Source organism: Pectobacterium nicotianae (assembly GCF_023272715.1).
In the GTDB taxonomy this organism is placed as follows: Bacteria; Pseudomonadota; Gammaproteobacteria; order Enterobacterales; family Enterobacteriaceae; genus Pectobacterium; species Pectobacterium brasiliense.
Genome location: NZ_CP096821.1, coordinates 359,910 through 385,799 on the forward strand (window position 1 = coordinate 359,910; position 25,890 = coordinate 385,799).

General features: G+C 54.8%; 19 protein-coding genes. 12 read left to right on the top strand and 7 right to left on the bottom strand.

Annotated elements, in window-relative coordinates:
- Positions 1 to 8 precede the first annotated feature (8 nt).
- Both MYB54_RS01535 and MYB54_RS01540 read left to right on the top strand, forming a co-directional pair.
- A complete protein-coding gene (locus MYB54_RS01535) occupies positions 9 to 701 on the top strand; it encodes an ABC transporter ATP-binding protein (protein WP_248721421.1) in 693 nt (230 codons plus the stop codon).
- A complete protein-coding gene (locus MYB54_RS01540) occupies positions 698 to 2,131 on the top strand; it encodes an FtsX-like permease family protein (protein ID WP_248721422.1) in 1,434 nt (477 codons plus the stop codon). The genes MYB54_RS01535 and MYB54_RS01540 overlap by 4 nt, the downstream gene beginning before the upstream one ends.
- Positions 2,132 to 2,238: 107 nt before the next feature.
- Here MYB54_RS01540 and kduI read toward each other — a convergent pair whose 3' ends face one another.
- From kduI to MYB54_RS01560, 4 genes are all read right to left on the bottom strand, one after another.
- On the bottom strand, positions 2,239 to 3,075 hold the full coding sequence (kduI, locus tag MYB54_RS01545; protein WP_010299379.1) for a 5-dehydro-4-deoxy-D-glucuronate isomerase: 837 nt from the start codon (positions 3,073 to 3,075) through the stop codon (positions 2,239 to 2,241).
- Between the two features lie 12 nt (positions 3,076 to 3,087).
- Entirely contained in the window at positions 3,088 to 4,044 is a 957-nt protein-coding gene (kdgT, locus tag MYB54_RS01550) for a 2-keto-3-deoxygluconate transporter (RefSeq protein ID WP_014916883.1), read from the bottom strand.
- 351 nt (positions 4,045 to 4,395) lie between these two features.
- Entirely contained in the window at positions 4,396 to 5,184 is a 789-nt protein-coding gene (locus tag MYB54_RS01555) for an IclR family transcriptional regulator (RefSeq protein ID WP_014916882.1), read from the bottom strand.
- A 222-nt stretch (positions 5,185 to 5,406) separates the two neighbouring features.
- Positions 5,407 to 7,740: a Tex family protein gene (locus MYB54_RS01560; RefSeq protein ID WP_039498104.1), complete on the bottom strand. Its 2,334-nt coding sequence runs from the start codon at positions 7,738 to 7,740 to the stop codon at positions 5,407 to 5,409.
- A 348-nt stretch (positions 7,741 to 8,088) separates the two neighbouring features.
- On the opposite strand from MYB54_RS01560, the gene MYB54_RS01565 reads away from it, so the two are divergent.
- On the top strand, positions 8,089 to 9,375 hold the full coding sequence (locus tag MYB54_RS01565) for a citrate synthase (RefSeq protein ID WP_248721423.1): 1,287 nt from the start codon (positions 8,089 to 8,091) through the stop codon (positions 9,373 to 9,375).
- Between the two features lie 59 nt (positions 9,376 to 9,434).
- Here the strand turns inward: MYB54_RS01565 and MYB54_RS01570 are convergent, their stop codons facing one another.
- Together MYB54_RS01570 and olsF are read right to left on the bottom strand one after the other, a co-directional pair.
- Positions 9,435 to 11,096, bottom strand: coding sequence for a methyl-accepting chemotaxis protein (locus tag MYB54_RS01570; RefSeq protein WP_248721424.1), 1,662 nt, complete (start codon positions 11,094 to 11,096; stop codon positions 9,435 to 9,437).
- Positions 11,097 to 11,431: 335 nt separating this feature from the next.
- Positions 11,432 to 13,147 (bottom strand): bifunctional ornithine lipid synthase OlsF, encoded by a 1,716-nt coding sequence (gene olsF, locus MYB54_RS01575; protein ID WP_039311536.1) that lies wholly within the window; start codon positions 13,145 to 13,147, stop codon positions 11,432 to 11,434.
- 173 nt (positions 13,148 to 13,320) lie between these two features.
- Here olsF and greB point away from each other — a divergent pair, with 173 nt between their 5' ends.
- On the top strand, positions 13,321 to 13,800 hold the full coding sequence (gene greB, locus MYB54_RS01580) for a transcription elongation factor GreB (protein ID WP_039288614.1): 480 nt from the start codon (positions 13,321 to 13,323) through the stop codon (positions 13,798 to 13,800).
- Positions 13,801 to 13,882: 82 nt separating this feature from the next.
- Here the strand turns inward: greB and MYB54_RS01585 are convergent, their stop codons facing one another.
- Positions 13,883 to 14,764, bottom strand: coding sequence for an HpcH/HpaI aldolase/citrate lyase family protein (locus MYB54_RS01585; protein WP_248721425.1), 882 nt, complete (start codon positions 14,762 to 14,764; stop codon positions 13,883 to 13,885).
- 250 nt (positions 14,765 to 15,014) lie between these two features.
- Here MYB54_RS01585 and MYB54_RS01590 point away from each other — a divergent pair, with 250 nt between their 5' ends.
- From MYB54_RS01590 to MYB54_RS01625, 8 genes are all read left to right on the top strand, one after another.
- A complete protein-coding gene (locus MYB54_RS01590; RefSeq protein WP_248721426.1) occupies positions 15,015 to 16,916 on the top strand; it encodes an IucA/IucC family protein in 1,902 nt (633 codons plus the stop codon).
- Positions 16,917 to 16,997: 81 nt separating this feature from the next.
- Positions 16,998 to 19,193 carry a TonB-dependent receptor gene (locus MYB54_RS01595; protein ID WP_248721427.1) on the top strand — a complete coding sequence of 732 codons (2,196 nt, stop codon included), beginning with the start codon at positions 16,998 to 17,000 and terminating at the stop codon, positions 19,191 to 19,193.
- Between the two features lie 41 nt (positions 19,194 to 19,234).
- Entirely contained in the window at positions 19,235 to 20,638 is a 1,404-nt protein-coding gene (locus MYB54_RS01600; protein ID WP_039557373.1) for a Y4yA family PLP-dependent enzyme, read from the top strand.
- A gap of 13 nt (positions 20,639 to 20,651) precedes the next feature.
- Positions 20,652 to 21,668: a PLP-dependent cysteine synthase family protein gene (locus tag MYB54_RS01605; protein WP_010277727.1), complete on the top strand. Its 1,017-nt coding sequence runs from the start codon at positions 20,652 to 20,654 to the stop codon at positions 21,666 to 21,668.
- Positions 21,669 to 21,678: 10 nt separating this feature from the next.
- Complete coding sequence (locus tag MYB54_RS01610; RefSeq protein WP_248721428.1) at positions 21,679 to 22,848, top strand: NAD/NADP-dependent octopine/nopaline dehydrogenase family protein; 1,170 nt, start codon at positions 21,679 to 21,681, stop codon at positions 22,846 to 22,848.
- Positions 22,849 to 22,908: 60 nt separating this feature from the next.
- The gene (locus MYB54_RS01615; RefSeq protein ID WP_248721429.1) at positions 22,909 to 24,159 is read left to right on the top strand and encodes an MFS transporter; all 1,251 of its coding nucleotides are present in this window, start codon (positions 22,909 to 22,911) and stop codon (positions 24,157 to 24,159) included.
- On the top strand, positions 24,152 to 25,312 hold the full coding sequence (locus MYB54_RS01620; RefSeq protein WP_248721430.1) for an ABC transporter substrate-binding protein: 1,161 nt from the start codon (positions 24,152 to 24,154) through the stop codon (positions 25,310 to 25,312). The genes MYB54_RS01615 and MYB54_RS01620 overlap by 8 nt, the downstream gene beginning before the upstream one ends.
- Before the next feature lie 68 nt (positions 25,313 to 25,380).
- Entirely contained in the window at positions 25,381 to 25,791 is a 411-nt protein-coding gene (locus MYB54_RS01625) for a ParB N-terminal domain-containing protein (protein WP_080718602.1), read from the top strand.
- The last annotated feature ends 99 nt before the right edge of the window (positions 25,792 to 25,890 follow it).

The following is a 25,890-nucleotide window of genomic DNA, read 5'->3' on the forward strand; positions in this document are numbered from 1 at the left end:
GAGCGCTGATGGCGGAGTTATTGATTCAACACCTGAGTGTGACCTTCCCCGATACGTCCGAGGCTGTGCTGGCTATTCCCACATTGTCGATTCGTTCTGGCGAGCGGGTCGCGGTGATGGGGCCTTCCGGTTCCGGTAAGACCACGCTGGTGAATGCTATTACCGGGATGGATCACAGCGGAACGGGCTGTGTGCAGTGGGAAAAACAGGATATCTGGCAGATGAACGAAGCGGAACGCGACCGCTGGCGGGCGCAGCATATCGGGCTGGTGATGCAGGATTTCCACCTGTTCCCCGGCCTGAGTGCGATAGAGAACGTCTTACTGCCTGCGCAGTTTCACCACTGGCGGATCCCTGCGGCGCTCAGGCAGCGGGCGGCGGATTTGCTGGCACAGGTCGGGCTGGATACCGCGAAACGTCCGATTGAAGTGCTATCACGCGGCGAGAAGCAGCGGGTGGCGGTCGCAAGAGCCTTGCTCAGCAAGCCTGATATCATCATCGCCGATGAGCCAACGGCCAGTTTGGATGCGCACAGCGGTGAGCAGATTGCCGACCTGCTGGTGATGCTGGCGCGCGAGAGTCGCGCGACGCTTATCGCGATTACGCACGATGCACGTCTGGCTTCACAGATGTCGCGCTGTATTAAACTGGAAAAAGGACGCCTCGTGGCGGACACGCTGTATCAGGAGGATCGCGCATGATTCCTTGGCGTCTTATCTGGGTTGACTGGCGTCGGCTCTGGCCGGGTGTGCTGGTCGTAGTGTTGCTGATCGCCGTGGCGACAGCGTTAAGTATTTCGGTGAGTTTGCAGGAAAGAGCGCTACGTATGGGCAGCGCCAAAGCGGCTGACCGTTTCGATCTGGTGATCGGCGCGCCGGGGAGCGAAACCCAACTGGTGCTGTCATCCGTGTTCCTGCAACCGTCGGCGCTGACGCTGGTTCCCGCGCAGGTGCTGACCGATTTGGAAAAGAACCCGCTGGTTGCCTGGGCGGCCCCGGTCGCGTTTGGTGATTTCTATCAGGGGATGCCGATTGTTGGCACCACGCCGCCGCTGGTCACGGATAATGGTAAGCGGCAGCTTACCGCCGGACGCGTGTTCAACGACGGCTTTGAGGCCGTGGTAGGGGCGCAAACGGGGCTGACGGTGGGAAGTACCTTTAGCCCGATTCATGGTCAGGTGGGGACGGAAGGGGCGCACGCGCACGATGACGTCACCTACACCGTTGTCGGTGTTTTACCTGCTGACGGTAGCGCGTGGGATAAAGCGATTCTGGTGCCGGTGAACGCGGTGTGGCGAGTACACGGCATCCATCCACCGCATGCTGCGGACGATGAACACCACGATGATCACGACCATAACGAGCATGCCGACCATGATCATGGCGCACATGAGCACGAAGGTGAACATGACGGTCATTCGCATGATGAAACCACGCAGGCTGCAGGCGAACAGCATGCTGATGAACATCACAACGACGCTCATCCTGCGGAAGCTGCTGCAAGTGATGATCATCATGCGGATGCCGCTCAACCGGTAACAGCGTCTCATGATGACGAGCACGGCGAAGCAGAAGCACACGGCCATGCGCATCAGGCGGGATTGCCCGCTATTGTCGTTAAACCGAAAACGATCGCGGGTGCTTATCAACTGCGTTCGCTGTATCGCAGCAACACGACGCTGGCGGTGTTCCCCGGCGAAGTGCTGGTGAAACTCTACTCGATGCTGGGCGACATTCGTGAACTGCTGACCTATATCTCGCTGGGAACGCAGGGATTAGTCGGCGTCGCGGTGGCGATGGTGGCGGTTATCCACCTGCGGCAGCGACAGAAACAGATTGGCGCACTGCGTGCCTTTGGCGCGCCGCGCTACGGCATTTTTACGCTGATTTGGAGCGGATTGATGTCGCTGGTGAGCGTCGGCGTGCTGCTGGGTGTCGGTCTGGGCTATCTTGCCGCCCGTGCGATTGCGGTGGTCATGAGCGAGAAAAGCGGTTTCGTCTTGCCGGTGACGCTGGAATGGGAAGACATCCACTTCGTCCTGCTCCTGTTGCTGGTCGCCGCTGTGGTGCTCACCATTCCCGCGATGCTGTCTTACCGCCAATCTCCCGCCACGGCACTGCGTGGTGAGTAAATGTGGCGAGTAAGTGTGGCGACTAATAACTGACGTGACATAAAAAAACAGGGTGAACGTGGTTCACCCTGCTGCATTTTACTGTCTTGGCGTGACGCCAGAGGGGATTAACGTAAATCCAGCATCGCGATATGGTCCATATCGTCAAACGTCAGGTTTTCGCCGATCATGCCCCAGATAAAGGCGTAGTTTTTGGTGCCGACACCGGTGTGAATCGACCAACTCGGGGAGATCACAGCCTGCTCGTTATGCATCACCAGATGGCGCGTTTCATGCGGTTCACCCATCATATGGAAAATAATGGTGTCTTCCGCCATATCAAAATAGAAGTACACTTCCATTCTGCGCTCATGGGTATGCGTCGGCATTGAATTCCAGTTGCTGCCTTCTGCCAGACGCGTTAACCCCATGCTCAGCTGGCAAGTTTCCACCACTTCCGGCACCAGATATTTGCAAATCGTCCGCTTATTACAGGTTTTGACATCGCCCAGTGGTGCTTTGATCGCGTCATCCTGTGTAATGATGCGTGTCGGGAAAACGGCATGTGCTGGTGCGCTGTTGTAATACAGTTTCGCAGGCTTGGCGCTGTCCAGGCTGCTGAACGCTAAGGCTTTCGCCCCTTTGCCGACATAGAGCGCTTCCTCATTGCCAACTTCATAGCTTGTGCCGTCGATGACGATTTTTGCCGGGCCGCCAATATTGATCAGCCCCAGCTCGCGACGCTCAAGAAAATAGTTCACGCCAAATTGTTTGCCGATGCCGTCATCAAACGTTATCTCGCCATCCACCGGCATGATCCCGCCCACCACGATACGGTCGATGTGGCTGTAGGTCATGGTGTATTGGTTTGGCGTAAATATCTGCTCAATAAGAAATTTCTTTCTCAGCTCAGTGGTATCAAGCGTTTTCGCATGTTCACTGTGTACACTTTGTCGTACGTCCATTTTGCTACCTTCTTATGCGGTTTTAGGTGAAAAGCGTTTTGCCCATACTGCCGTAAGGATGGGCACCAGTACTGATGTCACGATCACACTGGTGGCGACTAACGCTGTTGCCTGTTGAGCGACCGGAGCGAATTCCGGAGCCATATTCGCGATCAACAGAGGAGTGGCGACGGCGGCACCCGCGCTGCTGGATGCGGCCACGCCTGCGGTTCCATTACCACCGCCGATAAATTTATCCGCCAGAATCAACGGGATACCTGTAACAACGATCACGAGCAGGCCGAGGAAGATACCTGCGAAGCCCGTCTGGAGGATCACTGATAAATTAATGGTGTTACCTAACGCAAAGGCAAAGAAAGGAATCAGCGTTTGTACTGAATTACCGAACAGCTTTCTCAAGTCTGGGTCCAGGTTGCCCAATGCAAAACCAATCAGGAAAGGCAGGACGGCACCGACAAATAACTGAGGTTCAAAAGTAGCGATACCGCTGGCACCCAGAATGACCATGGTCATCAACGGGCCGGATTCCAGAGACATCAGTACGAAGGCACCCGCTTCTTCTTTCGAACCGTATTGGTTCATCAGTGCAGCGTACAAACCGCCGTTAGTCATGTCCATTGCCGCGACCAGCGCCAGCACGGAGATCCCAGCCAGCATGCCGTTTTGGATGCCGTCACCCGGCAGGAACGTGCCCGCGATCAGCGCCACAACCCAGGCGGTGGCGATTTTGGTGACCACCAGAACGCCTGATTTTCTCAGCATCGTTCCCGTTGCTTTAAATTCAATGGACGCACCCATACAGAAAAACCATACCGCCAGAATAGGGATTGTGCCAGTAATCAGGCCGTTACTGAAAGAACCTAAGTATTTCCCAGCGCCAGGCGTAAAGGTATTACAGAGTGCGCCCAAAAAGAGCGGCACCAGCATTAATCCCCCAGGGATTTTATCAATAGCTTGTTTGATTTTCATAAAAGACCTCATTAAAAGATAAAAGCATGTTCAGCCCGCTTTCAGTGAAAGCAGATGGAGTATTGGTATAAAGTCATAAATAGGGCGGAATAAAACCCAAGAGGTTATTACCCGATTTTATTAATTAGTGAAGATGGTTGTCCCCATTATAAAATTGATAATTAATATTTTTCGTCATCTTAATGATGACTTATGTCATGTTTTTTTAGTTATAGATGGCCTTCCCGTAATGCGTATTAGCATTTACAGGTAATTATGTCATACGTGTCCGTCACGCTTTTTGCGTGTCATTATTTCTGGATTGTTTTAATAAGCCAGAGTTTTTAATTATGGAAAGCGACGATAAATGTTTTATCTAATATCAATATTCCGGCTGTTAATATGAGCGGTAATTGCTTTGCTGGTTTTAATCAGGCTTGCCAGATGCTTTTCTTTTTTTCCATTCGCATATTGCGACTGCATACCGTTAACGCCAATGGCGGCGATGACTTCACCATTTTGGTTAAAGATAGGCGCAGCCATGCAACAGATCTCTTCTATATCTTCGCCGTCGTCTATTGCCCAGCCCTGTTCCTTGACGATTTTCAGGTGCTGCAGGAAATCTTCTTTATTGGTAATCGTCCGGGGCGTCAAATACTCAAAGGTGCAATCGGCAATCAGTGATTCAATTCTTTCCTGTGGTAGCCAGGCGACGAGTACTTTCCCCAGAGACATACGGTTAAATACAATTTTCTTACCTTCCCAGGATGTTTTTACGATGGCCTTGGGGGATTCGACTTTACTCAGGAAGAAACCGTTATCGCCATCCATAATACCAAGATGGCAGGTCAGTTCTGTCTCTTTGACTAATTCATGCATAAAGTTAATCGTGTCTTTACGCAGATCAATATTCTTTATTACCAAACCGCCAAGCTCAAACAGTCTCAATCCCAAAACATAACGACCGTCAGCGCGCTGACGTAACAATTGCGTCACCACCAGCACTTCCAGTAGATGATGTACGCTGCTTTTGGGTATAGACAAATCAGTGCAAATCTCAGTGAAGCTGGCTTCGTCATGTTTGGCGATGTAGTCAATAATCATCACTAAACGGACGGCTGCCGGCGCTTTACTGTGTTCGAGCTGTTGGAATATATTCATTGGGTTCTATATATAAAACTATGGTTTCCTATATAGAACAATAATAACGCAACGGTAATTTATTTACCTAGATGCAGATCACAAAATAATCGCGAAGTGGTTGAATATTTCAATATAAATGAAACGTAGTTTTATTAGGGAAACAAAATGGCGGTATTTTGGCAGGAAAGATGCCTGACCCCGTAAATAAGGTCAGGCATGATTTAAATGACAGAACGGCGGTTAGCGCTTTTTAAAGGCGGCGGCCAGAGCATCGCCCATCGCGCTGTTGCCAGCGACAGGGGCGCTAGCGGGACGAGGACGTGATTTACCGGCTGGCTGACGCGATGAAGTATTGCTATCGCCACGCGCATTGCCACCGCCACGACGTGATGCGGTGTCGCCCGGCTGTTCATCAAGGCGCATGGTCAGCGCAATACGCTTACGCTGTAGATCCACTTCCATCACTTTCACTTTGACGATATCGCCGGCTTTCACGACCTTGTGCGGATCGTCGACGAAATGGTCGGCCAGTGATGAAATGTGTACCAAACCGTCCTGATGGACGCCGATATCCACAAACGCACCAAAGTTGGTGACGTTGGTGACGGCACCTTCCAGAATCATACCCGGCAGGAGATCGTTTAAGGTTTCCACGCCGTCGGCGAAGCTGGCGGTTTTGAACTCAGGACGTGGATCGCGACCCGGTTTTTCCAGCTCTTTGATGATGTCGGTTACTGTCGGCACGCCGAAACGCTCATCGGTGAAATCCGACGGTTTCAGGTTACGCAGCGCGTTGGGGTTCCCCATTAGCTCCTGCAACGCTTGCTCGGTCGCGGCCAGAATACGTTCCACGATCGGATAGGCTTCCGGGTGAACGGTGGAGGCATCCAGCGGGTTGTTGCCGTTGTTGATGCGCAGGAAGCCCGCACACTGTTCAAAGGCTTTTGGCCCCAGACGGCTGACTTTCAGCAGCTGTTCGCGATTGTGGAAGCGGCCATTCTCATCACGCCAGGTCACAATATTTTGCGCCATCATGCGCGTGAGTCCGGCGACACGGGTTAGCAGCGCCACGGACGCGGTATTCAGATCAACGCCGACGGCGTTTACGCAGTCTTCGACCACTGCATCCAGTTTCTTCGCCAGCAGACTTTGGCTTACGTCATGCTGATACTGACCCACGCCGATGGATTTCGGGTCGATCTTCACCAGCTCCGCCAGCGGATCCTGCAAACGACGGGCGATAGAGACTGCGCCGCGCAGCGAGACATCCAGATCGGGGAATTCCAGCGCCGCCAGCTCGGACGCGGAGTACACTGACGCGCCGGCTTCGCTGACGATCACTTTCTGTGCTTTGATATCCGGGAACTGTTTCTGCGTGTCGAGGAAGAAGCGTTCGGTTTCACGCGATGCAGTACCGTTACCAATCGCCACCAGCTCAACCTGATGTTTGAGGCACAGTGCGGCGATGATCGGCGCGGCTTTCGCTGCCTGACCGGTATGCGGATAAATCGTATCGGTCGCGACCAGCTTGCCGGTGGCATCCACCACCGCGACTTTTACACCAGTGCGCAGGCCGGGATCGAGACCCATAGTGGCGCGCATGCCCGCTGGGGCGGCCATCAGCAGGTCGTGCATGTTGCGGGCGAAAACGTTGATTGCTTCGTCTTCGGCTTTTTCACGCACGCTGCCCATCAGTTCAGTTTCAAGGTGCAGCAGCACTTTAATGCGCCACGTCCAGCTAATGACGGCGCGTCGCCAGCTGTCCGCAGCCGCATTCCCCAAACGCAGGTTCAGGTGGTCGATAATAATCTGTTCGCAGTAGCTCTCACGCGGCGCTTCTTCATGTTGCGGATCGGCGTTCAGCGCCAGCTGCAGTACGCCTTCGTTACGGCCACGGAACATGGCCAGTGCGCGGTGTGAAGGCACCTGAGCAATCGGTTCATGGTGATCGAAATAATCGCGGAACTTCGCGCCTTCTTCCTCTTTCCCTTCCACGACGCGGGAAACCAGATGGGCGTTTTTCCACAGATAGTGACGCACTTTCGCCAGCAGCGTGGCGTCTTCGGCAAAGCGTTCCATCAGGATGTAACGTGCGCCGTCCAATGCGGCTTTCACGTCCGCTACGCCTTTCTCGGCATCGACATAAGCCTGTGCCGTCAGCTCCGGCTCCTGACTCGGATCTTGCCACAGGCCGTCGGCTAGTGGTTCCAGACCGGCTTCAATCGCGATCTGCCCACGCGTGCGGCGCTTCGGTTTATACGGTAGATAGAGATCTTCCAGCTCGGTTTTGCTCAGCGTGCCGTTAATGGCGGTGGCGAGCTGCGGGGTTAATTTCCCCTGTTCGTCGATGGATTTCAGAATAGTCTGGCGTCGGTCTTCCAGTTCACGCAGGTAACCGAGGCGCGTTTCGAGCTGGCGCAGCTGGGTGTCATCCAGCCCGCCGGTCACTTCTTTACGGTAACGGGCGATAAAAGGGACGGTGTTTCCTTCGTCCAGCAGGCGGACGGCGGCGTCTACCTGCTCCGTACGCGCCTGCAATTCGCTGGCGATAATGTGGCTTAATGAATCATTCATAGGTCTGATATCAGTCGTCATCAAGTTAGTGGAGTAAATAAGTAGTGGGTGAAATAAGTGAGGACAGTTATACGGATTGAGCGTGCAAAATGCCAGCCGCCGCCGTCTGGAATACGGGGACGATGATGGCGCTGTTCGCCGGATTACGATCCGAGAAGGGGAAAGAGGCGCGGCAAAATTTACCTACATCAATATTCCGTTAGATTCTTGCAACCCACTCACGATTTTAGCGTATGACATACGTTGGCCTTGTGTAGCTATAAATTGAGCGCCGCACGGGATGACCGATCCAGAAGCCCGTAAGAGCGGACGAGGACAACATCATTAATTCGGGCAGGAGAAAGGTTCATGACAGTCAGAACGTCCACGTTGACGGCAGAAGGGCAGGCGGATATCACGCTGAACATGCGTTCCGGCGTGCTGGGGAAAACAGCGGTGGATATTCGCCCACTCGGTGAACACGGGCTGTGCAGCTATGACCCCGGTTTTGCCAATACGGCAGGGTGCGAGTCGGCGATTACCTATATAGATGCGGTGAATAGCGTGCTGCTGCATCGGGGCTTCCCTGTCGAACAGCTCGCCGAGCAGTGTGACTTTACTGAAGTCTGTTACATCCTGCTGCATGGTGAAGCGCCTTCGGCGGAAGCGTATGCGAAATTTGCCGATAACATCACCCGCCATACGCTGGTTCATGAGCAAATCACCCGGATGTTCAGCGGCTTTCGTCGCGACTCTCACCCAATGGCGCTGATGTGCGCGGTGGTGGGCGCGCTGGCCGCGTTCTATCACGATGTATTAGATATCCATAACGCGGAGCATCGCGAGCTGGCGGCCGTGCGGCTGCTGTCGAAAATGCCGACGTTAGCGGCGATGTGCTACAAATATTCCATCGAACAGCCGTCCGTGTATCCCCGTAATTCGCTCTCCTATACCGGTAACTTCCTGCATATGCTGTTTTCGATTCCGGCGGAGGAATATGAAGTGAATCCGGTGCTGGAACGAGCGATGAACCGCATCCTGATTCTTCATGCCGATCATGGTCAGTGCCCGTCTACGATGGCGGTCAGAGCGTCGGGTTCTTCCGGCGCTAACCCGTTTGCCTGCATTGCTGCCGGGCTGGCATCAATGTGGGGGCCGCTGCACGGCGGGGCGAACGAAGCCTGTATGCGCATGCTGGAAGAGATCAAAACGGTCGATCGCGTCCCTGAATTTGTACGACGCGCGAAAGACCGCTGCGATTCATTCCGCCTGATGGGATTCGGTAACTCGGTCTATCAGCATTTCGACCCACGCGCGGCGATTCTGCGCAAAACCTGTTATGAAGTGCTCAATGAACTCGGCACGGAAGACAGCCTGTTGCAGGTGGCGATGGAGCTGGAACATATCGCCATGACCGACGCCTATTTTCTGGAGAATAAGCTCTACCCGAGCGTCGATTTCTATACCTCGGTCATTCTCAAAGCGATGGGGCTGCCGCCGTCAATGTTTACGGTTATTTCTACCGTCGGCAGAACGATCGGCTGGATTGCACATTGGGATGAGATGCACAAGCAGGATGAAATCAGCATCTACCGTCCGCGCCAGATTTATACCGGACAGCCGCGTCGGGACTATGTTTCCGCGCTGAAAGACTGATGTGATTTTCACCATGATGCCTATGTCGCGGCATCATGGTGATCACGGGCAGGACAAGCCTAGAATTTTTCCCAGTTATCCTGTGCGTTGCCGACCGGCGCGAGCGCTAAACGAGTCGGTTGGGCTTTCTTCGGCGCTGGACGGACTGTTGGTGTGCCTCGCAGATGGAAATGGTTCATAAGCGTAACCAGATGAGAGGACTGTTCGCGCAGGCTGGTTGCCGCATTGGCGGATTCTTCCACCAGCGTCGCGTTCTGCTGGGTGACCTGATCGAGCTGGTTCACGGCATCATGAATTTGCGAAATACCGGATTCCTGCTCCTGCGTTGTCGTCCCGATCTCACTGATTAAATCCGCCACGCTGCGCGCCTGACGCACCAGCTCATCAATGGTGCTGCCGGTGTCTTCAACCAGACGATTTCCCGCTTCCACTTTTTCGACGCTGGTGTTGATCAGTACCGCGATCTCTTTAGCGGCGGAGGCGGAACGCTGCGCCAGCGAGCGAACTTCCCCAGCCACCACGGCGAAACCGCGACCTTGCTCACCCGCGCGCGCGGCTTCGACCGCCGCATTCAGTGCCAGAATATTGGTCTGGAAGGCGATACCATCAATGACGCTGATGATGTCGCGGATTTTGTGTGAACTGGTGGAGATCTCTTTCATCGTAATGACCATATCGCTGATGGCATCACCGCCTTTGGTTGCCGTTTCGCTGGCCTGGCTGGCAAGCTGGGTGGCGCTACGCACGGTATGGGCATTCTGACGAATCGCCTGGCTCATCTGCTCCATTGAGGCGGCTGTTTGTTGCAGGCTGGCGGCCTGTTCTTCCGTACGCTGGCTCAGGTTTTCGCTGCCTGCGGCGATTTGGCTGGAACCGGACGCGATGGCTTCGCTGCTCTGCCGCACCTGCTCGACGATATCACCCAGGTTATGGCTCATATGACGCATGGTGGCTAACAGGCTGCTGTGGTCGTTCGGCTTGATATTGATATCGACGGCCAGATCGCCATCGGCCACCTGCCGGGCAACGTGGGTGGCGTAGAGCGGTTCTCCCCCCAGTTGGTTTTTCAGCGTGCGGGTAATCAGCCAGGCCACGACCGCAGCCATCGCGGCAGCGGCAAGCGCGAGAATCAGCATGATAACGCTGCCGGACTGCGCATCCTGCTGCGCCCCGCTGACAATCTCGTTGGTATCCTGCTGCTGCGAGGCCATCATCGCGTCCAGCACTTTAAACAGTGCGTTTTGTGCCGTCTGCATCTCATTGAGAATAATGGTGTTACCTTGCAGACGCTGCTGCGGATCGGTGGATTGCACCAATTCCATCGCTTTCAAAAAGGCCGCAAGGTAGGGCGGACGGGTGTCCTGAAACTGTTTCAGCAGCGCACTGGTGCCTTCGGTGTCGAGCTGTTGCCCCAGCTTTTTCAGGTTGGCGGTATTGCGGGCGATTTGCTCGTCGACGAACTGCTTTTCCTGCCTGATTTGCGTAGGATCGGTGCTGAGTGCCATGTTACGGATCAGACGAGCATTGGCGTCAAAGCCAGCTTTAACTTCCTGAATCAATAACATATTCGCCAACGTGGTACCGGAAAGCCGGTTGATGTCGTTACCCAGCCCAACCAGCTGGAGTCGTCCGAAGAATGCCACCATCAGGCTGATGATAATAACCAGAGAAAATCCCATACCCAGCATCTTGCCGAGTTTGATTCTGTTCAGCATATTCATAAACATCCTTAATTTTTTGACATGCTATGAAGGCATAACGGAGGGGGCTTGCTATCGTAATCGATGCAAGTAATGACAAGGAATTATAGCTATGTTTCGTATTTTCGGGATACATCGGTAACTCCCGTCCTCAAAAACATATCGATAAGAATATCTGTAATATCGGCAAGAAAAGCGTTCTATTGATCACGTAAATTACGGCGAATGGGATTTCGTATGAAATGTGTGATCTGAGAGACAAAATGCGTGCGGGTATGGCGTTGGCTAATGGGAATAATGAGAAAAACGTTGGAGAGTGGTGCGTTAACCCCTTTAGACGTTAACGCACCGATCGATCACGACGCTTTATCGCTGACAAAAGGGGCGATATAGCGCTGATAGCGTGATTCTTTCAGCTGTTGTAGGTCGACCAGCACCAGACCGTCGATGCAGTTATTGAAATCAGGGTCGATACCGAAGTCGATAAACCGCACGCCGCCCGGCTCACACAGCTCCGAATACTGCTTGTAGAGCGTGGGGATTGCGCAACCCATGTTGCTGAGCATGCTTTTCAATCGCGTGAGATCCTGCTGGTAGTCCGTTCCTTCAAACTGTTTCAGCACGTCAGGCAGCGAGGCTGGATAAGGGCGACGCGACGTAGCCAGCGGCTGATCGGGCGTGAAGTGCAGGCGATAAAACGCCACCAGCAAGTCGCGTGCATGCGGCGGCAAAGTACCGGAAAGCGACACTGGCCCGAACAGATAGCGATGTTCTGGATAGCGCGCCAGATAGGCACCAATACCCAGCCAGAGATAATCCAGCCCGCGTTTACCCCAGTATTTGGGCTGAATGAAACTGCGTCCCAGCTCAATGCCTGATGCCAGTATCGGATCCATTTCGTCGCCGTACTGGAACAGACTGTGGCTGTAGAGGCCGCTTTTCCCTTTTTCTGCGATCAAACTGGCCGTCGAGACAAAGCGATAGGCACCGACAATCTCCAGTTCGCGGTCATCCCACAGGATAAGATGCAAATAGTCATCGTCATAGCTGTCCAGATCGCGACGTTGGCCGGATCCTTCGCCCACAGCCCGGAAGGCGATTTCGCGCAGGCGTCCGAGTTCGCGCAACAGCGGCACGTAATCTTCTTCACCGCGTCGATACAGATAGACAATCTTGCCATCCGGCGTGGTACCCAGCGTTTCGCACTCTGACAGCGCGCGCTTCAGCAGCACGCGGTCTTCAGCCAGCGCAATGGGTTTTTCACCGGTAAAACAGCCGGGCTTTCCTTGCCCTAGGCGATAAACGTGACGCCGGAAACGAGCCGCCAGATCGTTAGCGTTCCATTCGCCCTGGCTCCAGGACGCATAGGGAATTCTGGCACCGATACGCAGCTTGAGGGTTTGGTCGCGCTGACCAAACATTTCTCTTACCAACAGGAGCGTGGAGAGCGGGCGATAAACCATGGAAGAGAGATAAAACAGCGCGCTGTTGCGTCCGCCGATATGAATCGGAACCACGGGCGCGCGGGCTTTGCTCGCCATGCGGATAAAGCCGTTGTGCCAGTGACCGTCGCGAATACCTTGCAGGCTAGCGCGTGAAACTTCGCCCGCGGGGAAGACAATGATCGCGCCGTCGCCTTCCAGATGCTGCTGGATGGCGCTGATTTGCTGGCGTTTGGTGCGGTTATTGAAGTTATCGACGGAAAAAAACAGATTTTTGAGCGGGGCGACATAAGAGAGTAGCTGGCTGGCGACGATGCGGACATCGGGCCTGACGCTGGCGACGGTACGCAGTAGCGCCAGACCGTCCAGTGAGCCAATGGGGTGGTTGGCAACCAACACCACCGGCCCCTGACTGGGGATATTTTCTAAATCCCCTTCGACCATTTCACAATTGAAGTTGAAGTAGTCAAGAATCTGTTCGACCAGATCTAAGCCTTTCAAATGCGGGTAACGCCGCGCAAATTGGTGCATTTCATTTTCAAATAGCAGAGAACGCAAAACCGTTTTCTGCCAGGGTGGCGTATGGCGATGCGGGGCAAGATCTTGCAGAATGGCGTCTAAGCTAAACATAAATCGTTCTCCGTAGCTCTCCGTGGCTAAAAGTACGGGATAGAAATGACATATTTATGTCTGTTGATAGATTATTAGCCAAAACTGTAAATCTGTGTAATGAACGCGCGATTTTTGTACGTGGGAATAGCGAAGCATGTGGTACGCACTAAGAGCCTAACGGGGTTACTGACTTGAAAACCAATCTGATTACCCGCGAGGGGTATGACAAACTGCGGGCAGAGCATGACCATCTCTGGAATGTAAAGCGCCCGGAAATTACGAAAATTGTCTCCTGGGCAGCGAGCCTGGGGGATCGTTCAGAAAATGCGGACTACACCTATAACAAGCGTTTATTGCGCCAGATCGACAGGCGTGTGCGCTACCTGAGAAAATGCCTGACGGAATTGAAAATCGTTGATTATTCGCCGCAGCAGGATGGCAGCGTATTCTTTGGTGCCTGGGTAGAGATCGAGAATGAACAAGGTGAGGTGAAGCGTTTTCGGATTGTCGGCCCGGACGAGATCTACGGCGACAATAAAGACTATATTTCGATCGATTCCCCGATGGCGCGCGCCATGCTGAAAAAAGCGGTTGATGAGGAGTTCACCGTGAACACGCCAGACGGCCCGCGTGAGTGGTTTGTTAATTCGATTGAGTACGTTAAGTCATAAGCGGCCCGGCAGCGGCACGCAGGGGAAACACACCGCAAGCCGGGCGAGCGTATCCCCTTCGTGTCCTATTGGCGCAAGAGGTTTAGTCATCTACATTTTGCGCCCGCAATAGCTGCCTGGCCTGCTCAATGACGGGTAAGTCCACCATCTCACCGTTTATCTGGAAAGCGTAGCTGTGTTCGGCTGCTTTCAGAACCTGCTTTGCCCAGTCTATTTTGCTGCGATCCGTCGCGAATGCCTGCTGAACGGCATCGATCTGCGAGGGATGAATACAGAGTTTGGCTGAGAAGCCGAGCGAGCGCGCATGTAATGCGTCAGCTAACACCCGGTCGTGATGCGTGAAGTCAGGATTGACGCAATCTATCGGTGGCGGCAAGTCGGCCAGTCTGGAGGCTAATACAATGCGGCTTCTGGCATACAGCAAGGCATACAAGGATTGATCGCAATGAATATCGAGTGAGAAATCCAATGAGCCAAATGCGACTCTTTCTACCCCTGCTGCACAAATCTCTTCTGCATGATGCAACCCCTGCGCGTTTTCAATTATCGCAATAATATTAACCGCTTCCGATCTATTACGATTTATCATTTCCCGCGCATCATGCAGCATTTCTGCGGATTCTATTTTAGGTAAAACAATTTCCCATTTGGCTGTTTTATGTTTGGATGGGGCGTTATTTCTTAATTTTTCTTTATTATTAAGCCTATTCAGAAACTCGATATCTTCACTGAATTCCACTGAACCAAATTTGTTTAAACGTATATATCTTTTGCAATTTATTTCAGAGACGGTCGTATCGTTTTTATCCCATTGGATAATATTTTCTCTAGCCTGGTTTTTTTCATCAGGATGAACAGCATCTTCTAAATCAAATATCACGGCATCGGCACCGCAGCAGACGGCTTGTTGAAAGCGGTGGGGCGCATTACCAGGCACAAAGAGATAGGTTTTAGCGTGTTCCATGCTGCTCTCCTTCTGTTAATTTATTGATTAAATGCAGTTTTATTAAAATGTAACTCATTAATTGCGAATAAGAATGATAGCTATTTACATTGCAGTGATTAATATGCTAGCTTTCCGTTCATTATTTTTCAATCCATCTATCGCGACATTTTTATTAAGTTTCGGGACGTGTTAACCCGAGATTTAACGACACCCTTTTATACGTTACTGCAATCGGTTTTTACTTGTTTTATCGGTATGAGGAGTGGTTATGAATATCAAGGCTGACGAAATTAAACACAGGGATATACATCAGGATGTAGATGATTTTCTCTCTGATTACTCAAATAAAAACGCGTTAAGGCGATTGATTCGCTGCTTTTTCGCAGAAGGGATTTTGAATAAAAATGACCTGAGATTTATTAAGGGTAATTCCAGAGAAGCAACGCTGGCTTTGCAGGGTGGCAAAGGTATATTGAAATTTGATGATATTTCGCCATCACCGGCAAACACCTATATTAATAATGGAAATATTTATCTCATTCATTCAGATGGAACGTCTTTTCCCGTTACCAGCCACGAGCGATTGATTGATTTACTTCGCGACAATTTCGATTTTCATCCTGACGAGAGCGGCATCCGTGGCCTGAAAAAAGACGTCGGTAACAGCATTCGTAATGATACCAACGCCCGGCGCTATCGTTGCCAGTGGCGTGCTGAGGTGGCTGATGCCATGCAGCAGGACGGGCAGAACGCTTTCACGCCGTGGCTGCGTCGGCAGCTCAGCATTCGCGATGCCGCCATGTTTCTCGATCAGTGGGGATCGCTGGAAGGCCACCCTTACTACCCGACCTGGAAATCCCGCCCCGGACTGAGTGACGAAGACGTCCAGCAGCTGTCACCCGAATTTAACGCCCGCGTGCCGCTGCGTATTACCGCGCTGCGCCGCGATATGGCGTATGTCGAATCCATGCCGCACGTCGATGATTTTCATTCGTGGTTTGCTCAGGCATTCCCCGCGCTCTGGCAGGACTGGAAGCAGCGCCTGAATCAACAAGGGCTGGATGAGACGCAGTGGCTCCCGCTGCCCATCCACAGTTGGCATCTGGAAAACTGGGTGAAATCCCACTATGCGGATGAAATTGCCGAAGGGATTCTGCTTACCGACGGCCCCGATCTCATCACGCTACCGGGTATGTCGTTCCGTACTGTTTTGCCCGTTGAACCGCCTGCTTCCCCTTTCATCAAACTGCCTGTCGCCATCTGGATGACCAGCGAAATGCGCAGCCTACAAGCGAAATCCATCCACATGGGGCCACGTATCAGCACCATTATCGAAGCGATTCTGGCGCAGGAAAGCGGGTTCGAACAGCGGCTGGCGTTTTTCCGCGAAGAGACGGCGTTCCACTACAAGCACGCAGTTCATCAGGATGACGCGCCGGGCAAACATCTCTCCGTCGTTTTCCGCGATGCTCGAATTTATGAACGCACTGACGGCGCGCTTCCCGTGACCGTCGCCACGCTGTTTACGGCACTGCCTCACCGCGACCAACCGCTGTTCACCGAGCTGGTGACGCTGTCTGGGCTTGGCCCCGAAGCGTGGTTCCGCCAATACGTTCGCGCCGTAACCCGGCCAGTCATCGCTATCTATCTGCTGTACGGCATCGGGCTGGAAGCGCATCAGCAGAACAGCCAGATCCTCTTTTCACCGGAAGGTGTCGCGCAGGGATTATTAATCCGTGATTTCGGCGACGGGCGCACCTATGCACCGCTGCTGCGTCAGCGCGGTCACCATCTGCAACCCTACGTCTGGCCCGGCATTCTGCCCACGGTATTTGAAGACGACATCGAACCCGTGCGGATGTTTGTCGTCGATGCCTGCTTTGTCAGCCACCTGCACGAACTGGCGCTGGCGCTCAGCGCGGAATACGGCTTTGCCGATGCCCGGCTGTGGCAGGTGATGAAAGAAGAAACCGCCGCGGCGTTTGACGCGGTGAAGTCGCGCGTTGATGGCGAGCTGTGGCAGACCGAACGCGACATGTTTATGACCCAGCCCTGGTATACGCGTTCGCTGCTGCGCATGCACATCCAGGAATATCGCGACTATCGGATTCAGCACGGTCTGAGCAATCCCTTCCTCATTGAAGAGGAAGAAACCCGCATCGGATCGTGATGTATGGCGATGCTCCCGCCTCACAGGCTGAAAAGGGGAGCATCTTTTTCACTCCTCATTTTGAGATGGATAACTTTGTTGATGAACGCCAGGAAGAACTTCACTCCACCTACCGGGAAGACTCGTTTTCCTATTCCCTCCGCGTTGGCCATCGCCGTAACGGCGGTGCTAAGCGGCATCGCGATACCCGCGCAGTCTGCAACGGGTGAGCGCGATGATTCCACTATCGTGGTGGAAGCTAAAGACGCGGATGCCGTGCAGGGGCTGGTCGCGGGCGGCATGTCGGCGCGGTCGTCCAGCACCGGACTGCTGGGCAAAAAGGACGTGATGGATACGCCGTTTAATGTCAGCAACATGACCTCATCGTTTATTGAAAATAAACAGGCACAGACGCTGGGGCAGGTGGTCGCGCATGACGCATCGGTGCGGGTGAGCAGTTCTCAGGGCGGTCTGCTGGATTCCTACTACATTCGCGGTTTTCCTCTCAATGAAGGAAACCTGAGCGACATCGCCATGAACGGCGTCTACGGTGTTGCGCCCAACTATCAGCTGATGACCGACTACATCGAGCGGGTAGAAGTGCTGAAAGGGCCGTCGGCGCTGCTGTATGGGCTGTCGCCTAACAGCAGCGTGGGCGGCGTGATTAATGCTGTCACCAAACGCCCGACCACCGTCGGCAATCTGACCCGCCTCACGACCAGTTGGCAGTCTGATTCCCAGTTCACACAGCATGCGGATATTTCCCGCGTCTATGCGCTGGACAATAACAATCTGCTCGGCGTGCGTTTTAACGGGAATTACGGCTACGGCGACACGGTGTGGGATGGCAGCGATAAACGTACACAGGTCGGCTCGCTTGGGCTGGATTTCTCGTCAGAACGCTTCCGCGCCACGTTGGATCTCATCACTCAGCATCTAAAAACCCGTGCACCGTCTCGTCCTTATTCGTTCGCGCAGGGGGTGACCGTGCCCGACGCACCGGATGGCAATAACAATATCTCTCAGCCGTGGGGGTTCTGGCATTCCAAAGACCAGTCGGTGTTGCTACATACCGAATACGATCTGGCGGATAACGTTACCTGGTTTACCGATTTGGGTGGTTCCAGTGCACACGTGAGCCGACTGTCGGAGCAGGTGCCGCAGGTGACGAATAATAACGGCGATATTCGTTCTACCGTAGGGAATTACCGCTTTACCACCAGCCGTTACAATTTCGCGACCGGCATTCGTGCGGATGTGGAAACGGGTTCGGTGACGCACAAGCTGTCGGCACAGACTAGCTACTATCGCGATCGTCAGGCTAGCGCTAATGTGCCGGGAACAGCTATTAATTCAAATATTTATAACCCTGTCTATGTGCCAGCACAGGATATCGCCGCACCGTCAAGCATATACAAACGTTCTTCCACGGCACTGTCGGGTATCGCGCTAGCGGATACGCTCGGCTTTTGGAACGATGCGCTGCAGGTCACGGGTGGGCTGCGTTATCAGCAGATCAACACGGATAACTTCGCCGCCCCGGATGGCGGGGTGCGCTCTTCTTATGACAAGAGCGCAATCACCCCGATGCTCGGGGTGATTGTTAAACCCTGGCAGCATGTTTCTCTCTACGCCAACTACATTGAGGGGCTAAGTAAAGGGGACGTGGCGCCCACGACGGCGAGCAATCCGGGTCAAGTGCTGTCGCCGTATAAGAGCAAACAGTACGAGGCTGGGGTAAAAGTGGACGCGTTGGGGACGATTTCTACGCTAAGCGTCTTCCAGATCACCAAGCCGAGCGGCGCGTTAGCTAACGGACCGGGCAGTGAGTTTATTGAGGCTAACGAGCAGCGCAATCGGGGGATCGAGCTGGATGTGGTCGGTTCACCGCTGGAAGATCTGCGTCTGACCGGTGGCGTGATGCTGCTGGATGCCGAACTGACCAAAAGTGTGACGCCGGGTGCACAGGGCAAGCGTGCGCCGGGCACGTCGCGTTTTCAGGCGAACGCCGGCGTGGAATATGACCTGCCGTTCCTGCGCGATCTGACGCTGAACGCCAACGTTACTCATAACGGGAAGCAGAACGTCAACACCATCAATACCCAGTCTATTCCTTCCTGGACCACCGTTGATTTCGGCGCGCGTTACAAGACGCGAATCTACAGCGCGCCCACCACATTCCGTGCCGATGTCCTGAACGCCTTTGACCGCAATTACTGGTCTGGCGTGACGTCGTTCAGCACGGTATCGCAAGGAACGCCGCGGACGCTGATGCTGTCCGTCGCGGTTGATTTCTAAGGATAGGTATTTTTCAGGAACCGAACGTTAAGGAGATAGCGATGAGCAACCTGTTTAGCTTTGCCGCAGTGTCTTCCCTCCCTGTCGCGCAGGCCCACTGGCCTGAGAGACTGACGCCTTATCTGGATAGTGAGATTGAGCAGTTTCTTTTCAACTCGCCGCAAAGGCTGTCGTGGCTGGTTGAGCAGTATGGGTCGCCGCTGAATATTGTCTGGCCGCACACCGTGGCCAACAATATCGCGGCATTGCGGACAGTGTTGCAGCGTCACGACGTAGACTGCCGCCTGTACTACGGCGCGAAGGTGAACAAATCGCCGGGGCTGGTACAGGCGGCGGTGAATGCGGGCGTCGGCGTGGATGTTTCCAGCTTACAGGAACTGAAAGATGCGCTGCGGGCAGGCTGCGACGGCGCGCGGCTGTGCGCCACCGGCCCGGCCAAAACGCGTGAGTTCCTGACTGCGCTGGTTCATCACCGCGCTCTTATCGTGCTGGATTCACCGGAAGAGTTCGACGAGGTGCTCGCGCTGGCGGATTTGCTGCGCGTGACGGATCCCGTGCGGGTTCTGCTGCGCTATCGCCCGTCGTTCGCGCAGGCCAGTCGGTTTGGCATGCTGGCCGATGAGGTTGCAATCTGTCTGGAGGCGTTGAGCACCAGACAGGCTGTGCTTCATCTGGAAGGCTTCCATTTCCATCTCGGCGGCTATGATCCCGATACCCGCGTGGCGGCATTTGCTGAGGTCCTGCCATTACTGGAGCGGGCACGCTCAAAGGGATTGCAGCCCGCGATTATTGATATCGGCGGGGGATTGCCGATTCAATATCTTTCGGCTTCACGCTATCAGGATTATTTAGCGAAGCAGAATGCGGCGGATTACCGCCACGGTCAGGTGCCGACCTCGTTTTACCCATATGGCGGTGAGCGTTCGGCTGTCGACTATCTTGAGGCATTCCTGTCCGCCTCAATCGGACAGGATCGCGTAGCGGACGTGCTCAAGCAGCACGGCCTGATTCTGGCGATTGAGCCGGGACGCAGCCTCGCTGACCAAAGTGCGATTACCGTGTTTCGCGTCACGCGCACGCGCCGCCAGCCGGATGGCAACCACGTCGTGTTTGTGGAAGGCAGCAGCTTCAGCGCGTGTGAAACCTGGTTTAACTCTGAGTTTTTGATTGATCCTCTGCATGTTTTTTCCGTCAAAAAAGACACGCCTCTGGCACCGGGCAAAGCCTGGATCGCCGGACACAGCTGTCTGGACGACGATGTCATTACGAACCGATTGATTCATTTTCGAACCGTGCCGCAGTCAGGCGATTTACTGATTTACGCGAATACGGCGGGATACCAGATGGACCTGCTGGAAAACGCGTTTCATCGGCATCCGCTGCCTGCGCGCCTGTGTGCGTTCAAAGGTAAGAAAGGTGAGCTGATTTTTTCCAGTGATAACTGAATGGAGCAGAACCATGATCCTGAATAAAGTAACTGATTTAATTGGTAATACGCCCGTTATACAAATTCCGGTTCCCTATGGGGATACGCGTTTGTTTTTAAAAGTGGAGAAGAACAACCCCGGCGGCAGCATGAAGGATCGCATGGCGAGAAACATGATTGTCGCCGGGCTGAAGTCAGGCAAAATCCGCCCTGGTGGCACCATTGTCGAGTCGTCATCGGGGAATACCGGTATCGGGCTGGCGCTGGCGTCAATTGAATACGGCCTGCGCTTTATCGCCGTGGTCGATCATCACGCAGCACAGGATAAAATCGCCATCATGCGCGCGCTCGGCGCGGAAATTCGCTACGTCTCCGGTGACTACGGCGAAGATGAGGTGGCGGTGGTGGAACGCCAGCGCATGGCGGCACAGCTGGCGCAGGAAATACCCGGCGCGGTGTTTATGAACCAGTCGGATAACGCGGCGAACGCGGGCGGCTATGCCGATTTTGTCCGCGAGCTGTTCAGCCAGATTGGCAAGATCGACGCGTTTGTCGGCTGCGTGGGCACCGGCGGTTCGATGACGGGCATTTCGCACGGCCTGAAAGTCCATAACCCGGATATCACGACCATTGCCGTTGAACCGGTGGGTTCTATCGTCTTCGGCCACCCCGGCAAGCCTTACTATCAATCCGGCACCGGTACGCCAGCGGGTGATACCGTAGGGCTGGTGCTGGATTACAGCTGCATCGACTGTGGTGAGCAGGTTTCGGATGCGCAGGCGTTTGAAACGGCACGCTATATCGCACGGCACTACGGTTTGCTGGTCGGCGGTTCGACGGGCGGGGTGATCTATAAAGCACTGGAGCTGATCTATCAGGATCGCATCGGCGGCAACGTCGTGCTGGCGATTGCCGACGGCGGGGAGAAATATCTGCACACGGTGTTTAACGAAGAGTGGCTGGCGGCGCGTAACCTGATCGATAGCGGCGTGTGGCACGATCTGGATCGCTGGCTGGGCAATGCGATTTCTCTGGAGCAGGCGAGCTAAGGAGTCAAGGATGATCGAAACGCTAAGCGGGCAGCCGCTTAACGTGGTGATTTGCGGGGCCGGCAAGACCGGCCATCTCGCCACGGTGCTGTTTAAACAACTGCCAGACGTCAAGGTGACGCTGTTGGGCAGCCATCCTCGTCTGCCGGAAGCCTATCAGCAGCACGGTAAACGGCTACACGCGCTGCTGCCGGATGGCGAGACGCTGACGGCGACGCCGGACTGCGTGACCTGCGATCCGGCGGAAGCCTGCCGCGATGCGGATATCGTTATCATCACCGTTCCCGCCAACTTCCGCGCCGATCTTCTGGCGCGGATCGTTCCGCATCTTCCCCGCGATAAACCGGTGTACGTCGGCGCAATCCCCGGTTTTTGCGGTTTTGACTGGCTGGCCGAACGTGAGCTGGCCGCGCGCCCAAACGCGGTGATTTGGGGCATGAAGGACGTCGCGCACATTGCGTTTGATTTGCTGCCGGGACAGTCGATCAAAATGGGCGGCGAAAAGGCCACGCTGTATGTCGCCACGCATCGGCGTGAAACCGCTGCGAGCCAGCAGGCGCTGATGGCGCTGCTGCAACGGCTCTATGCTGCGCCCGTGGTGCTCTTGCCGGATTATTTGGAGATCACGCTGACGCCGGGTAACCCGATTATGCACAGCGCGGTGATTTACGGCCTGATCGGTCCCTACGGGCAGTGGCATGCCCGACCGCTCTCACAGCCGCTGTGCTGGTGGAATGATTGCCCGGAACTCGGTGCCTATTATCTGGAACGCATGGACGAGGAGAACCAGCGGCTGTGTGCAGCGCTGGAGACGCGGCTCGGCGTGCGGCTGGATTCAGTGCTGCCGCTCAAGCAGGAGATTATCGATGCCTATGGCGATCAGATTGCCGATGCGCACACGATGCTTTCCGTGCTGCGCACCAATCAGGCTTATCACGGCATCGGTCTGCCGCTGCGAAAACATGACGCTGGTGGGTACGTGTTTGATACGCAGCATCGGGTGTTTCAGGAGGATATTGCCTATGGCCTGAGCCTGCTGGTGACGATTGCGGAGAATCTGACCGTTAGCGTGCCGTACATTGAGGAAGTTTACCGGTGGTGCAGCGATTACATGGGAACCTCCACGCAGGATCGCCCCGACTATTTCCCGCCGCACTGGCTGACGGATGAGATGAATTGACGTGATGACCGTAGCGGGAATGAGGCCGGGTGACGCCGTCGAAGCAGAAGGAGCTGACGCATGCGCTTGAGCGGACAGGTGGCGTTCATCATCCACTTTATGTTTGTCGTGCAGCTAGTGGCGATGGGGGCGATGGAGATGAGCGGGCCGTTTTGGCCGCTGCATCTGGAAAGTATGTCATCCGGTGCGGAACTGAGTATCGCGGGGATTGCCGTGTACGTCGGGCCGATGCTGGGCATTATGCTGACCAGCGCCTTCTGGGGACGGATGGGCGACCGGCTGGGCAACAAAGCCATGATGATCCGCGCGCTGTTTGGGCTGGCGTTAACCCAGCTTGGGCTGGCGTGGGCAAACGACATCTGGACGATAGTCGCGCTGCGTTTTATTCAGGGTGCCTGTGCGGGCTATATTGCGCCCGCGCAGGCGTATGGCGTCGCGGTGGTCAGTCCGCTACAGCGCACGCGGCTGTTTGCCTGGCTTCAGGTATCTACCAACGTGGGATCGCTGCTGGGAGCGATTGTCGGCGGGCTGATCCTCGATTACCTGAACTTCTTCTGGATCAACCTGAGTGCGGCGATCCTCTGCGCGCTGTGCGGCATCACCGTGGCGCTGTTCCTGCCACATGTCGCCCCTGAGGCTCCCGTTGTTCCGCCAGCGGACGCGCAGGCGAAAGCCCTTCCCCGCAGGCGGCTCTGGGCGCTGTCGCCGATTCCCGGTCTGCTGCTGATTTCTGGCCTGTTGCTGACCAGCCGTATGATCCCGCAAACACCGTTTTCCCTCTATCTGGACGGCTTCTTTCAGGTGGATAAGTGGGTTATCGGGCTGTGTTATGGCTTGCAGGCGACTGGCGTGATTGTCTCCGCATCGCTGTGGGCGCGCTATTTTGAAAATCTCTCGCTGTCGCAGACGCTGAGCCGCCTGTGTGTGGTCATGCTAGCCTGCGCCACCGTGACATTGACGGCTGCTACGATCCTGAATATTGCGATTTTCATCCCGCTGTACTTCCTGTGGGGCGTGCTGTTGGGGGCGACGACGCCCGTGCTGATGGCGCTGATTTCCCGTGCGGCTGGGGCCGGGCAGCAGGGTTACATACTCGGCGTGGCGCAAAGCGTCAGCCAGTTTGCCTCGATTCTAGGCATTGCTTTGGGCGGATTGGTTCTCTACTCCCCCGGATTACGTTCGCTGTTCTTCTGCGTTGGTGCCGCGTATCTGGTGACCTTCCTGGTCGCGCTGATGCTGCTACGACGCCTGCGGATACAGGCGGAAAAACATGACTCTCTCTCGACGAAGGGAAATATCGAAAATGTGTAATCGTTGGACGCGGCAATATTGCCGTCGGTTATTGCTGAGCGCGCTGTTGATGATAGGCCTGTCGCCGCTGGCGGGGCAGGCTGAGCAAACTGCGCAAACCTCCACTGTCATCAAGGACGTGCTGGGGCGCGAGGTGAGAGTAAAGACGCCGGTGCAGCGTGTCATGCTGGGGGAGGGGCGTCAGCTGTATCTGGTTGCGATGCTCGACAGGGAAGACCCGGCGAAAAGGATTGTCGCCTGGAAGCGCGATCTGATTCAGTCCGATCCGGCAACGTGGCACCAGTATCGTGACCGCTTCCCTCAACTGGCAAAAATCCCGACGTTTGACGGCACGGAAAAGGGCACGTTTGACGTGGAGCAGGCGGTGTCGCTCAAGCCGGACGTCATCATTATGAACATTGAGGCACAGCGGTCGATTGTCGATGCGGGTTATGACCGGATACTGGACAGCGTCGGCATTCCGATTGTGTATGTCGATTTTCGCTATCACCCGCTGGAAAACACGGCGCCTACCATGCGTCTGTTCGGCAAGCTGTTTAATCAGGAAGCACGTGCCGAAGCCTTTCTCGCATTCCGTGAGGCACAGCTAAAACGCGTTTCCGATGTGCTGGCGGCGAAAAAACCACGTTCCCCGCGCGTTTTTATTGAGCGATTGGGTGGCTATACCGATGAATGCTGCCTGACGTTCGGCCCGGATAACTTCGGTAAATTCGTGCAATTGGCCGGTGGCGATAACGTTGCGGCGAAGAATGCGCCGAGCACCTTTATGCAGATGCACCCTGAACAGGTGATTGTGGAAAACCCGGAAATTGTGGTGATCACCAGCGGTAACTTTGAGGCCTTCGTGCCCGGTGGACGCTGGATTGGTCTGGGGCCGGGGCAGGATATGGCGGAAGGACGTAAGCGTCTCGAATGGTTTCTGGGGCGTCCGGCCTACACCAACAGCGTCGCCAAGCAGCAGCGAGCGTTTCATGCCATCTGGCATCAGTTTTACAACGGCCCGTATGACTTTATCGCCATTCAGCAACTGGCCGAGTGGTTCCACCCAGACTTATTCCGCGATCTCAATGCGGATGACACCTTCCGCCAGCTTCACCAGCAGTTCTTGCCGGTTGATTACCAGCCGGGCTATTTCGTCAGTCTTACGCAGTAAGTCACTCACCGTCGGCTCCGGTGCACTGGCCGGAGCGATACGAGATTGTTTACTTCAGGAGGTAGAGCGTGTTTGAAAGTATGACTTACCAGATTGCTCTTACGCCCGTGCAGTTCCTGCTTCCCTCTGAAAATGTCGATATGTCGAACGTGGAATGTCTGATGGAGGATATTTGCCGCTGTGGCTGCTGGACGACGCCAGTACCGATAGAGAAAGAGACGGGGATTATTATGGACGGTAATCACCGGTTACGCGCGGCCGCCGAGCTGGGATTAAAGCATATCCCTTGTGCGCTGCTCGACTATGACGATCCCCGCGTGTCCGTTTACCACTGGAAGACCGGGCAACCATTTTGCAAAAGCCTGATTATGCAAACGATTGTGGCGGAAAAGAGCCTGTTCCCTTACAAGACGACGCGTCACCTTTTCCAACCGGCACTGCCGTCGGTGCGTGTTGTGCTGGATGAGCTTATGCGCTAATCACCGCGATACGTTGACCGCTCCACGTTGTCGCGCTGAATTCAGGCGGCAACGTCCTCTTTCTTCGCTTTTCTCCTGCTTTCGCCGCTACCGTGCCTT